The sequence below is a fragment of the Aquirufa rosea genome (assembly GCF_004118285.1).
GTDB lineage: Bacteria > Bacteroidota > Bacteroidia > Cytophagales > Spirosomataceae > Aquirufa > Aquirufa rosea.
Window position 1 is genome coordinate 84959 of record NZ_SDHY01000003.1, and the last position, 13017, is coordinate 97975.

The window sequence follows — 13017 nt, forward strand, 5'->3', positions numbered from 1 at the left end:
CTTATGAATAAGTTCATTAAAAATATCCTAGCATTCTCCTTAAAGAATCGGTTTTTTACTTTTTTCTGGGTTAGCCTTTTAACTATAGGAGGAGTAGTTTCCTATATCAATATCCCCATCGAGGCATTTCCTGACGTGACTAACACCCAGATTATAATTGTGACTGAATGGAATGGTCGTAGCGCTGAGGAAGTAGAGCGATTTGTGACCACACCTATTGAAATTTCCATGAATAGTGTGCAAAGAAAGACCAATGTTCGAAGTATTACTATGTTTGGACTTTCTGTCATTAAGGTCATTTTTGAAGATGATGTCGACGATTTTTTTGCACGCCAACAAGTAAATAACCTTTTGCGAACAGTAAAGCTCCCTGAAGATGTGGAGCCCGATGTGCAGCCACCTTATGGTCCTACCGGGGAGATATTTCGATACACTCTACAAAGTAAAGACCGAGATTCCAGGGAATTGTTAACTATCCAAAATTGGACGATTGACCGCCAATTGCGGGCAGTGCCAGGAGTAGCAGACATCGTGGCTTTTGGAGGAAGAGAAAAGACTTATGAAATAGCCATTGATCCAGTGAAATTGCAGAAATATGATTTGACGCCACTAGAATTGTTTAATGCTGTTTCTAAGTCAAATTTAAATGTGGGAGGGGATGTGATTGAGAAAAATGGACAGGCCTTTGTGGTACGGGGAATAGGTTTGCTTAAAACTATTGCTGATATCGAGAACACCATTGTAGATAATTATAATGGCAATCCATTATTGGTAAAAAATGTGGCATCCGTGATTGAAAGCAATATGCCTAGGGTAGGTCAGGTAGGTCTAAATAATAATGATGACGTGGTGGAAGGAATTGTGGTGATGAGAAAAGGAGAGAACCCTTCGGAGGTATTAGCCCGATTAAAAACTAAAATAGACGAATTAAATACGCGAGTGCTTCCTTCTGACGTGAAGATGGTGACATTTTATGATCGGGATAATTTGATGGCTTATTGTACCAAAACGGTAATGCACAACCTATTGGAGGGAATCATCTTGGTTACGGTGATTGTGTTTGTGTTTATGGCTGATTGGCGGACCACCCTGATTGTGTCCATTATCATACCTTTAGCACTTTTATTTGCCTTTTTCTGCTTGAAGCTGAAGGGAATGAGTGCCAACTTATTGTCATTGGGTGCAGTCGATTTTGGTATCATCATCGATGGTGCTGTGGTGATGGTGGAGGGTTTGTTCGTGGCCCTAGACCATCGTGCGCAGAAAATAGGAATGCCTGCTTTTAATCGATTGGCTAAAATGAGCTTGATTAAAAAGACAGGAACCGAATTAGGGAAGGCTATTTTCTTTTCCAAGCTTATCATTATTTCGGCTTTGTTGCCCATATTTTCCTTTCAAAAAGTAGAGGGGAAAATGTTTTCTCCTTTAGCCTATACCTTGGGTTTTGCTTTGTTGGGGGCTTTGATTTTTACCCTGACCTTGGTACCTGTATTGAGCTCCGTTTTGTTGAATAAAAATGTCAAAGAGAAGCATAATTTTTTTATTGATTTCATCAATCGGATAGTTGGAAAGGCATTTCAATGGACCTTTCAGCATCAAAAAATAACTTATTTAGTCGCAGGTGTATTATTTGCAGCATCCATTTTTTCCACAAAATGGCTTGGCTCTGAGTTTTTACCACCACTCAATGAAGGGGCTCTATGGGTAGAGGCAAAATTGCCTATGAGTTCTTCTTTGCCTGAAACCGTTAAAATGGTGACCACCTTGAGAAATGAGCTAAGAAAATTCCCTGAGGTCAATGGCGTATTATCTCAGGTGGGTAGAAGTAATGATGGCACAGACCCTAGTGGCTTTTATTATGTCCAAATGCAAGTAAATTTAAAACCCAAAGAAGAGTGGGAAAGGAAGTTGACCGTGGATGGATTGGTGAATGAAATGGACAAACGTCTGAAAAATTATCAGGGAATTAATTACAATTATTCTCAACCCATTATTGATAATGTGGCGGAAGCAGTGGCGGGAATGAATGCTTCTAATGCGGTTAAAATTTATGGTGATGACTTAGGTAAATTAGATCAATTGGCCAATCAAGTTTTGGATCAGATCAAGGATGTTCCTGGAGTAAAAGATGTAGGTATTTTAAGAAATATTGGTCAGCCAGAGATCAGTATTTTGTTGGACGAAGAAAAAATGGCCATTTATGGAGTAACCAAGGCGGATGCACAGGCGGTAATTGAAATGGCTATTGGAGGTAAAACGGCTTCCTCTAAGTATGAGGGAGAAAAGAAGTTTGATATTCGTATTCGCTTTTCTAAGGAGTATCGTAAAAATGAAAATGACATCATGTACTTGATGATTCCTACCATTAAAGGAACAAAGATTCCTTTAAAAGAAATTGCGGTATTAGAAAATGCCACAGGGCCAGCATTTATTTATCGTGATAATACCAAACGATTTATTGGGGTTAAATTCTCCGTACGTGATCGTGATTTGGGTAGCACTATCGCGGAGGCTCAGAAAAATGTTTCTAAAAACATTAAATTACCTGTCGGTTATTCCATTGGTTGGGCAGGAGAATTTGAGAATCAAGTGCGTGCAACTTCCCGCTTAGGTCAGGTTGTCCCTATCAGTTTGATATTAATTTTCGTACTATTGTTCATCATGTTTGGGAATGCCAAAGATGCGGGTTATGTGTTGATCAACGTGCCGTTTGCAGTGATTGGAGGAATTTTTGCCCTACATTTAACTGGGATCAATTTCGGTATTTCGGCAGGAGTGGGCTTTATTGCCCTCTTTGGTATTTGTATTCAAAATGGGGTAATCTTAATTTCAGAAATCAATCAACAAGCCAAGGAATTGCCTGATTTGGCTTTGGCTATTAAACAATCGGTACAGGCTCGTACGCGTCCCGTGGTTATGACTGCCTTGATGGCGGCCATTGGATTATTGCCGGCGGCATTGAGTACAGGTATTGGCTCGGAAAGTCAAAAACCATTGGCAGTAGTCATTATTGGAGGATTAGTGACAGCAACTCTATTTATATTACTGGTCTTCCCATTGATTTATCATTCGGCTTTGAAAAAGCGTCATGTGGTTCGCTCTGCTAAGTCTAATCGATAGTCAAAGTTCAGGTAGATAAATAGTGTTTTTTATTTGGCGAAATTCGTTTACATTTATGCCAATTAATTAACCTATTTGAATATGAACAAAAAGCGTATCGATGGCTTGAATCGAAGGGATTTTCTTTCGAAAGCCAGTTTGGCCTTTGGCTCAATCATGATTGTTCCAAGGCATGTTTTAGGCGGTAGGCGACCGGATGGAAGTGCTTATTTAGCTCCAAGTGATGTACTTAATTTAGGATTTATTGGAACTGGAAAACAGGGTCGAGGTCTTTCGAACTCCTTTCTGTCCACTGGTCAGGTAAGAATTAGTGCCATCAGCGAGGTTTACCAAGCCAAAGCCAATTTATTCATTGATCGTGTCAAGGAAAATTATTCCAAAAACCCATCTTGGGGGACATTTTCTAATTTTCCTGTTTATCAAGATTACCGAGAATTACTAGCGGCTAAAAATGTGGATGCAGTAGTTATTGCTACTCCAGACCACTGGCATGCAGCTATGGCTGTAAAAGCAGCGGAGGCCGGAAAAGATATTTATTGCGAAAAGCCTTTGTCCTTAACGGTGAAAGAGGGAAGAGCTATGGTAAATGCCGCCAGAAAACATAAAAGAGTATTTCAGACGGGAAGTATGCAACGATCTTGGCCAGAATTTCGTCAGGCAGTAGAATTGATTCGGAATGGATATATTGGAGAAGTAAAATCCATCAAAGTGAATGTGGGGCCACCTCCAGAAGCCTATCATTTACCGGCTCAAGCTATTCCGGAAGGATTGGATTTTGAGAAATGGTTAGGGCCCAATGATGCCGTTGCGTTCAACTCAGAATTGGCACCTCCAATTTCACAAGATGTATTCCCCAACTGGAGAAAATACAAGGAGTTTGGTGGTGGTGGAATGACAGATTGGGGAGCTCATATGTTCGATATCGTTCAGTGGGCTTTGGATATGGATCATTCGGGACCGGTGAAAGTAAGTGCTCCCAATGGAAAAGATCAGCCATATTTGACCTATACTTATGCGAACGGTATCACCATGACTCATCAGGCTTGGGAATGGAATAGTGGGGTAGAATTTGTAGGAACTGAAGGGACATTACGCAGCGCCAGAAAAAAACTAGAAACTTCTAAACCAGAATTGAAGGACCGTGTCATTGGGCCTAATGAGAAACGCGTCTATAAAAGTGAAAATCATTACTTGGATTTTATTCAAGCTATTCGAAATAGAAGCATGCCAATTTGTGATGTTGAAATTGGACATCGTACAGCTTCGGTATGTAATATTGGAAATATCGCATATGCCACCAACAAGTCATTGGAATGGAATCCAAAAACGGAGAAATTTAATGATGCAGAAGCTGATGCTTTATTAGGAAGAAAATTGAACAAAACTTGGGGAATTAAAATTTAAACTATGAAAATGAAAAAGATTGCATTGACCGTGATGTTTGGCCTGATGGCCTGTACCCTAGGATTTTCTCAAAAGGGGAAATGGGTTGAATTATTTGATGGTAAAAGCTTAGATGGCTGGAAAGCTAGTGAAAGACCAGAATCTTTCCGCGTGGAAGATGGCAATTTAGTGGTTGAAGGCCAGCGCGCACATTTGTACTATGATGGAGCATTTAACAATCACAATTTCAAGGATTTTGAAGTTCAAGCGCGCATCATGACTTTTCCTGGAGCTAATTCTGGACTTTATGTACACACCGATTTTTTACCGGGAGATTGGCCAAAGCAAGGATATGAAATACAAGTGAACAATTCACATACCGACTGGAGAAGGTCAGCCAGTTTATACAATGTGGTGGATGTAGCCGAGGTATATGTAAAGGATAATGAGTGGTATGATATGACAGTAACGGTAAAAGGAAACCGCATAGTTACAAAGATCAATGGAATCACCGTGGTAGACTATACTCAACCAGAAAACCCTTTGAGAAATAAAGGACAGGAATTGAGACTAATAAAAAATGGGACCATCGCTATTCAAGCACATGATCCCAAATCTAAAGTAATGTATAAGTCGATTAAAGTTCGACTATTATAAATCAACTGCTTCACCATAGGCCGCTTCTGTTGCACCTTTAAACGCTTCAGAAATGGTCGGGTGAGGGTGTACAGATTTCATGATTTCATAAGCTGTACTTTCTAGTTTACGTACTACCACTGCTTCTGCAATCATTTCGGTAACATTGTAACCAATCATGTGCGCACCAAGCAATTCGCCATATTTGGCATCATAAATTACCTTCACAAAGCCATCGCGAGCTCCGGCAGCGGTGGCTTTTCCAGAAGCTACAAAAGGGAATTTGCCCACTTTGATATCATATCCAGCTTCTTTCGCCTTTTTCTCTGTCATACCTACTGAAGCAATTTCTGGCGTACAATAAGTACATCCTGGGATGTTGGTATAATCCAATGCTTCTGTTTTATGACCAGCTATTTTTTCCACACAAATGATTCCTTCTGCAGAAGCAACGTGCGCTAAGGCAGGGCCTGGAGTAACGTCACCAATGGCGAAATAACCAGGAATATTGGTTTCGTACCAAGCATTTACTGGGATTTTACCTTTGTCAACGATGATACCTACTTCTTCTAAACCAATGTTTTCTAAGTTAGCAATAACACCAGCAGCTGACAACACGATGTCGCATTCAATTTCTTGATTACCGCTAGGTGTTTTAATAGCAACTTTGCAACCCTTGCCTTTGGTATCTACTTTTTCAACACTGGAATTGGTTAAGATATCAATTCCCATTTTCTTATATTGCTTAGCTAATTCTTTAGAAACATCTTCATCTTCGACTGGCACTACATTAGGTAAAAATTCTACTATTGTCACCTTCGTTCCCATAGCAGCATAAACATAGGCAAACTCTACTCCAATGGCACCAGATCCGATGATCACCATGGAATCAGGTTTTTTGCTTAGGCTCATCGCCTTACGGTATTCAATTACTTTTTCTCCATCAATGGGAATATTAGGCAATGCTCTAGCGCGAGCACCGGTAGCAATCATCACATTTTTGGCCTCATAGATCGTCGCTTTTCCTTCGGCATCTGTTACTTCTACTTTTTTGCCAGGTTTGATTTTTCCAAAACCCATAATCACATCGATTTTGTTTTTTTTCATCAAAAACTGAACGCCTTTACTCATGCTATCTGCAACGCCACGAGAACGTTGAATCACCGCATTGAAATCAGCTTCCGCTCCTTTAACGGTAATTCCATAATCAGCAGCATGTTTGATGTATTCAAAAACTTGAGCAGACTTTAATAATGCCTTTGTAGGAATACAACCCCAGTTTAGGCAGATACCACCTAAAGATTCTTTTTCCACTACTGCACATTTTAAGCCTAATTGAGAAGCTCGGATTGCGGCTACATAACCACCAGGGCCAGATCCAACCACAATTAAATCATATTGTTGCGCCATTGTATTGCTTGAATTAAATGAATTTCTCCGCAATTTAGCACAAAACCGGGTATATTTGTAGCTTAATTACACATTTAGGTATGACAAAAGACAGGTTCAATGACCTGAAAGCCAGAATTGAGGCTTTGAGGAGGTATCTTTGACTACGATCACAAAAAATATTTGATTTCCGAACTTGAAACGGTCACTTTAGATCCCAATTTTTGGAATAACCCTGAAAAAGCAGAAGGTACCATGCGAGAAATGCGTGGATTGAAGTTTTGGACTGATGGGTTTGATAAGCTTAATTCTTCTTTGGGAGATTTAGAAACTATTTGGGAATTTTATGAATTAGGTGATGCCTCCGAAATGGAGGTAGATTTGGAAGGGGCAAAACTGGAAGAACAGTTGGAAGCCTTGGAATTCCGAAAGATGATGTCTGAAGAGGGAGACCAAATGAGTGCTGTATTGGAGATAAATGCAGGGGCAGGAGGTACAGAATCTCAAGATTGGGCAAGTATGCTTTTACGCATGTATACTATGTGGGCGGAAAAAAACGGATTTAAAGTTCGTTTAGTAGATTCCAACGATGGGGATGTGGCGGGTTTAAAATCGGTAACGATTGAAATTGAAGGGGAGTTTGCCTATGGTAATTTACGGTCTGAAAATGGGGTACATCGATTGGTTCGTATTTCTCCATTTGATTCGAATGCCCGACGACATACTTCTTTTGCTTCCGTGTATGTTTATCCTTTGGCTGATGATTCCATCGAGATAGAGGTGAATCCGGCAGATATAGATTGGGATACATTTAGGTCTGGAGGTGCTGGTGGACAAAATGTCAATAAGGTAGAAACTGCAGTGCGATTGACTCATAGGCCATCTGGTATTATCATTGCTTGTCAGCAAGAAAGGTCTCAATTGCAAAACAAAGAAGTTGCTCTCCGTTTATTAAAATCTAAATTATATCAAATTGAGATTGATAAGCGCAATGCTGCGAGAGCTGAGGTGGAAGCTGGAAAGAAAAAAATAGAGTGGGGTTCTCAGATTAGGAGCTATGTGCTCGATGATCGTAGAGTGAAAGATCACCGTACCAATTACCAAACCTCAAACACGGAAGCTGTTTTGGATGGTGAAATTAATGAATTCATTAAGGCCTATTTGATGGGGGAGTAATTACTTCGTTTAGATTCAGGTTCAGGTTTAAGTTTAGATTTGACAACTTTTAAAAAGTTGTCAAATCTAAACCAAATCCAGTTTCAAAATTATCAACCAACCTTATTTTTCAGATGTAACTTCTTGATTATTTTCTTCTAACTGCTGGAGATATTCAAGTAACTTATCTTTGGCTAAAGAAAGTGCTAAGGCAATGGCATAAGATTTAATCGCACCTCCCAAAAAAGAACCCCCTTCTTTTGATTCAGGTTTACTTTTTTTCTCTGATTTATCAGAATCAGAAAATAAGGAATACACTAGATAAGCACTGAGTAATACGCCACCAATGAGTAAGACTTGACTACCTTTTTCCTTGATTTGTTGTTTGATTTCTCCTACTTCAGAGGAAAGCTCTTTTTCGTAGATTGCGGCTTGGGCAATTAAATCTTCCTTCTTAGTTTTGGCTCTGCTCATAGCTCTATTTCTTCTTCAGAGGTGTAGGAATGCTGCACTTCATCGTGCTCTTCCTTGATTTTTTCTTTTTTGAGACTTTGAATTAAAATCAGGCTTACCAAAGCACTTATTCCAGCTACGATGAGGTAACCCAAGTAGGGACTATCAAGCCATTGATTTAAGAAATTAGCCATTGCCATCAGGGCAAAAAACAAGGTAATCAATATGGCAAAGGCTGTCAGGAAAAAAGAGAAAATTCGAGACAATAGCTCTTCAATTCGCTCTTGGATATCAAGTTTCACCAATTCGAATTGCGTCTTGAGGTAATTACTCAAGAGGTCGATTAACCTATTGTTATCGAATAGCCCCATTTATTTTTGTTTCAATTTAGCCTCAATTGAATGCTGTGTATGAGGAACTAAACGTAATCTTTCTTTCGAAATTAATTTGCCACTTTCGACACAAATACCGTAGGTTCCGTTCTTGATTCGCATTAATGCTTTTTCTAGGTTACTTGCAAACTTTTGTTGACGCACAGCCAATTGATTTAAATTCTCCTTTTCTGCTGTATCTGCTCCGTCTTCCATCACCTTGGAATTTCCTGCCGTGTCATCGGTACCCGGATCATTCTTCTTACTTAAGGTTTCTCTTAAGTAGGTTAATTCTGCTTTTGTTTCTTCTAGTTTTTTTAGAATGATTTCTTCAAACTCCTTTAATTCTTCTGCTGAATACCTTTGCTTTTCTTCGTTTCCCATGTTCTAAATAATGCTTAATCTGAATGTTGAATAAATATTTTGCTGTCGCAAGTATTTGTTAATCAGTGATTTAGTTTCGTTTCTTATAATGATAGCACAAATATAAATTTATCTATTTGAATTAGGTAATTATTACAAAAAATTGAAGATAAATTTTAGGTCTGGAGATTTTTTTTCCACTGCAAAAGTCCCCGAAAAGCCAAGAAGATATAGAGGAAATACAGCAAACTAGTTCCCCAAAGTTCTTTCTGAAGATACATGATTACGTAGATAAAATCAATCATAATCCACAATTTCCAGTTTTCTATTTTTCGATTAATTGCCAGCCAAGTTCCAAAAATACTCAAACCGGTTAATGTAGCATCAAGGTAGGCAAATGAAACCCCGAGGGTCCATTGGGTATGGAAATATCCCATGAATATCCCATAAATTATGGAACAGCTTGTGCCAATAATTAATGTCCGCTTACTACTCTTTTCAGCTTGCCAGTCGAGTTCTTCCTTTTGCCAACGATAAAACCCGTAAATGGCTAATAAAACAAAGAAAACTTGTAATTCCATGTCGGAATACAAGCCATGCTGATAAAACAATATACCAAATAAAATGGAGGCAATCATATTCCAAAGCCAAGCAAAAACACTTTTTTGAATGGAGAAATGAACACCTAACAGAGAACACAGGATACCACTAAACTCCCAAATATTTTCTACAATCCATGAAAAGATCATGTTTTTAGAGTGTTTTTTTCGAAGTACAAACAAAAATGACTGATTGGACAAGCTCTGCACATGGGTTTTCTGGCTAAGCAAATGTAACGGCCATGTAAAATTAACCAGTGATGCGCTTTGGCTATCACCTCAGTCGGTAAGTTTTTTACTAATAATTGTTCTACTTTTAAGGGAGTATTTGCGGTTTGTGGAACAAGCCCCAATCTTCTGGAAACCCGATATACATGGGTATCTACTGCCATGGCGGGTTGCTTGTAGATGACAGACGCAATGACGTTGGCTGTTTTTCGTCCTACACCAGGTAAGGTTTGCAAATCCTCTAAAGATTCGGGCACTTCTCCTTGAAAGGAGTCAATTAATTTTTGTCCCAAACCCAGTAGGTGCTTCGCCTTGTTATTGGGATAGGAAACAGAACGAATATAGCTAAATATCTCGTCGACGGAAGACTGTGCTAAATCCTTGGGTCCAGGAAAGCGCTTGAAAAGGGCAGGAGTAATTTGGTTAATTCTCTTGTCAGTGCATTGGGCGGAAAGAACTACGGCTACCAATAACTCATACGGATTACGGTAATGTAATTCCGTTTCTGCCTCCGGGAATGAGCTGGAAAAATGATTAACAAATGCTTGAAATCGTTCTTTTCTCTGCATGAAAAATGCTTTCACCAAAGGTAAGAAAAATTCAAGAAATGCCCATTCTTAGGATTGAATGGGCATTTGGTGTTTAGAATAGGCTAAAATAGCCTCTATTGCTCTACTAGGGGGTTCTAGTAGGGCATTGTCCAAAGACAATTTGACCTTTTGTAAGGAAGCCAATTCCAATTGATCTTCCCATGTTAAAACGGATGTCTGGCCCTTTTTAGGCTCATAAAGGTTTTTGACTAGGTCATTTGGGGTAAAGTTTTGCGTCATAGGCATTCTCTTGTTTTTCTAGCATTTTTCTTAGGTTGATTAATGCATAACGCATTCTACCTAAGGCCGTATTGATGCTAACTTGAGTTTGTGCCGCAATTTCTTGGAAACTTAATTCTTCGTAATGACGCATCACAAGGACCTCTCGTTGTTCATCAGGCAATTTTTTTATTAATTCTCTGATATTAACGATTTGATCTTCTTTTAATTGTATTTCTTCTGCAGAATCTTCTGCAAACTCAAAACTATTGAATACTTTCGACCCATCCTCTAAAACAATGGTCGGGTAACGCTTATCTTTTCGGAAATAATCAATAGCTAAATTGTGCGCTATTCTAACCACCCAAGGCAAAAATTTGCCCTCTTCATTGTAACGTCCCGACTTCAATACGTCGATCGCTTTGATATAAGTTTCTTGTAAAAGATCTTCGGCAATGTACCTGTCTTTCACAATTAAATAAATGGTGGTATATACTTTGGATTTACTTCTTTTAACCAAGGTTTCAAAAGCCTGGTCGTTGCCTTGGATGTACGCTGACACCAACGCTGCATCGTTAACTTGATTTTTGATCATAAAAATTCAAAATTGTTAACGTAGAGTTTTATCTCATGCAGGGTCTTGTTTTTTTTGGCGAATTGATTTCGATCCAAAAATAAATAAAACTTTTTTAAATCAAAATGCACAGTGAAACTTTAGATATAAAATTTTTAATATTTTTTTTTATCATTTCAAGCTACCACATGTTATGCAGGCATCATTTTTTTAGTAGATTTGTTGAACAAATTAAAATTAACGCCCAATGAAAAAATTTAAAAATATCGCTTTAGGCTTATCTATGGCGCTTTTCGCTTTTGTAGCAAATGCTCAAACTTCGGTTGCAGATTATGCTGGTAATTATAAATTACAAGAGAATCCTTATGTGAAATCAGTTAAAATGACTTCAAAAGATGGAAAATTGGTGATGTCTGCCGAAGGATTTCCTGATGCAGAATTGGCTACAGGTAAAAAAGCTGACGAGTTTATTTTAGAGAGTATGGGAGCAACCATCACTTTTGAACGTGTGAATGGTCAGGTGACTTCTTTGAAAATTGATGCTCAAGGACAAGTGTTAGCTGGACAAAAAGAAGCTTCCAAATCATCTACTGATGAGTTTGCAGGTTCTTTTAAAATGGCAGAAAATGAATACGTAAAGAAAATTTTAATCGCCGCTAAAGAAGGAAAGCTATTTTTAAGTTCTGATACTGGTGGTGAACCTGCTGAATTAAAGCCATCTAAAGATGCTGATGTTTTTACAGCTACTATTCAAGGATATGATGCTGATATCATTTTCTCTAGAACAGATGGAAAAGTGGCTGCCATTAAGCTTTCTGTAGCAGGTGGTGCTGTTGTTTTGACAGGTCAAAGAGATTAATTATTGTTAAATGGAATGAAAAGGAGCAATCAATCGATTGCCCCTTTTTGTTTTATAATAAACTAATTTTCAGTTAGTTGATTTTATTACATTGCATTTTGTTGATTTAACGCAATTTTATTTATTGATTTTTCGCAAGACGATTTTCCTCAATTATGGTCAATTTTGTACTACAAGGAACAGGAAATCAGCGAAAGCTGATTAGCTGATGATTAGCTGGGTGTTCTCATGAATGCCTAACCGCTTTTAATCTAAAATGATGAATTTTTTAGATTCACTCATTTTCAATTAGGATGTTTTTGTTGTTTAAAGGACGCTTTAAATAACAGAAATGTCCTATTTTAATTGCCTCTTATACAGCTGAATTGTATTTTCCAATCCGTAATATAAAGCATCGCAAATCAATGCATGGCCTATGGAAACCTCATCTAAAGGTTGCACATGGGCGTGGAAAAATGCTAAATTTTCTAGACTTAAATCATGGCCCGCATTCACCCCTAAGCCTATTTGATGTGCCCTGAATGCCGCTTTTCTGTAGGCAGCCACAGCTTGAGTGGGTTGATCAGGAAATGATTGCGCAAATGGTTCTGTGTATAGTTCAATGCGATCTGCCCCAGTGCTTTTTGCCGCTTCTACCATGTCTATATCGGGATCTACAAATATCGAAGTACGAATACCAGCTGCTTTGAAAGGAGCAATTAGTCGAATAAGTAAATCTTGGTGTTCAATGGTGTCCCAACCATGATTGGAGGTGATTTGTTCCAAAGCATCAGGCACTAAAGTGACTTGCTTTGGTTTTACTGCTAGTACCAGTTCGACAAATTTTTCTTCCAGTGGGTTACCTTCAATATTGAATTCCGTTTGAATTACCTTCTTCAAAGCATATACATCTTCATAGCGAATATGCCTTTCATCTGGTCTTGGATGAACCGTAATTCCCTCGGCACCAAAGCGTTCACAATCCAAAGCCACTTGGATTAAATCTGGGTTATTGCCTCCCCGAGAATTTCTTAGGGTAGCAATCTTGTTAATATTTACACTGAGTCTAGTCATGACAAAAAAAAGGCCGGATAAACCG

14 protein-coding genes are annotated in these 13017 nt (G+C 38.6%); 5 read left to right on the forward strand and 9 right to left on the reverse strand.

Annotated features, from left to right (window positions below):
- The first annotated feature begins 3 nt into the window (after positions 1 to 3).
- From ESB04_RS05575 to ESB04_RS05585, 3 genes are all read left to right on the forward strand, one after another.
- Positions 4 to 3120, forward strand: coding sequence for an efflux RND transporter permease subunit (locus ESB04_RS05575; protein ID WP_129026741.1), 3117 nt, complete (start codon positions 4 to 6; stop codon positions 3118 to 3120).
- 81 nt (positions 3121 to 3201) lie between these two features.
- The gene (locus ESB04_RS05580; protein ID WP_129026742.1) at positions 3202 to 4524 is read left to right on the forward strand and encodes a Gfo/Idh/MocA family protein; all 1323 of its coding nucleotides are present in this window, start codon (positions 3202 to 3204) and stop codon (positions 4522 to 4524) included.
- A gap of 3 nt (positions 4525 to 4527) precedes the next feature.
- Positions 4528 to 5160 (forward strand): 3-keto-disaccharide hydrolase, encoded by a 633-nt coding sequence (locus tag ESB04_RS05585; RefSeq protein WP_235832180.1) that lies wholly within the window; start codon positions 4528 to 4530, stop codon positions 5158 to 5160.
- On the opposite strand, the gene lpdA is transcribed toward ESB04_RS05585, so the two are convergent.
- Positions 5155 to 6549, reverse strand: a complete 1395-nt coding sequence (lpdA, locus tag ESB04_RS05590) for a dihydrolipoyl dehydrogenase (protein WP_129026744.1) — start codon at positions 6547 to 6549, stop codon at positions 5155 to 5157. The two genes, ESB04_RS05585 and lpdA, sit on opposite strands and share 6 nt — an antisense overlap.
- 80 nt (positions 6550 to 6629) lie before the next feature.
- Between lpdA and prfB the strand changes: the two genes are divergently transcribed.
- Positions 6630 to 7704, forward strand: a protein-coding gene (gene prfB, locus ESB04_RS05595) for a peptide chain release factor 2 (protein ID WP_129026745.1) whose coding sequence is annotated in 2 segments (ribosomal slippage) — positions 6630 to 6689 and positions 6691 to 7704 — 1074 coding nt in all. Because the reading frame shifts where the segments join, the coding sequence is not laid out codon by codon here.
- Positions 7705 to 7806: 102 nt separating this feature from the next.
- Here prfB and ESB04_RS05600 read toward each other — a convergent pair.
- The 7 genes from ESB04_RS05600 to ESB04_RS05630 form a co-directional block, all read right to left on the reverse strand.
- Entirely contained in the window at positions 7807 to 8157 is a 351-nt protein-coding gene (locus tag ESB04_RS05600; RefSeq protein ID WP_129026746.1) for a hypothetical protein, read from the reverse strand.
- The gene (locus ESB04_RS05605) at positions 8154 to 8507 is read right to left on the reverse strand and encodes a phage holin family protein (protein ID WP_129026747.1); all 354 of its coding nucleotides are present in this window, start codon (positions 8505 to 8507) and stop codon (positions 8154 to 8156) included. Before ESB04_RS05605 ends, ESB04_RS05600 begins: the two co-directional genes overlap by 4 nt.
- Entirely contained in the window at positions 8508 to 8891 is a 384-nt protein-coding gene (locus ESB04_RS05610; protein ID WP_129026748.1) for a TraR/DksA family transcriptional regulator, read from the reverse strand.
- Between the two features lie 155 nt (positions 8892 to 9046).
- Entirely contained in the window at positions 9047 to 9619 is a 573-nt protein-coding gene (pnuC, locus tag ESB04_RS05615; protein ID WP_129026749.1) for a nicotinamide riboside transporter PnuC, read from the reverse strand.
- Positions 9616 to 10266, reverse strand: coding sequence for an endonuclease III (gene nth / locus ESB04_RS05620; RefSeq protein WP_129026750.1), 651 nt, complete (start codon positions 10264 to 10266; stop codon positions 9616 to 9618). Before nth ends, pnuC begins: the two co-directional genes overlap by 4 nt.
- 48 nt (positions 10267 to 10314) lie before the next feature.
- On the reverse strand, positions 10315 to 10527 hold the full coding sequence (locus ESB04_RS05625) for a hypothetical protein (RefSeq protein WP_164969602.1): 213 nt from the start codon (positions 10525 to 10527) through the stop codon (positions 10315 to 10317).
- On the reverse strand, positions 10502 to 11101 hold the full coding sequence (locus ESB04_RS05630) for an RNA polymerase sigma factor (protein WP_129026752.1): 600 nt from the start codon (positions 11099 to 11101) through the stop codon (positions 10502 to 10504). The genes ESB04_RS05625 and ESB04_RS05630 overlap by 26 nt, the downstream gene beginning before the upstream one ends.
- A 226-nt stretch (positions 11102 to 11327) precedes the next feature.
- On the opposite strand from ESB04_RS05630, the gene ESB04_RS05635 reads away from it, so the two are divergent.
- Positions 11328 to 11939, forward strand: coding sequence for a DUF3471 domain-containing protein (locus tag ESB04_RS05635; protein ID WP_129026753.1), 612 nt, complete (start codon positions 11328 to 11330; stop codon positions 11937 to 11939).
- A 336-nt stretch (positions 11940 to 12275) separates the two neighbouring features.
- Here ESB04_RS05635 and ESB04_RS05640 read toward each other — a convergent pair whose 3' ends face one another.
- On the reverse strand, positions 12276 to 12992 hold the full coding sequence (locus ESB04_RS05640; protein WP_129026754.1) for a pyridoxine 5'-phosphate synthase: 717 nt from the start codon (positions 12990 to 12992) through the stop codon (positions 12276 to 12278).
- Positions 12993 to 13017 lie beyond the last annotated feature (25 nt).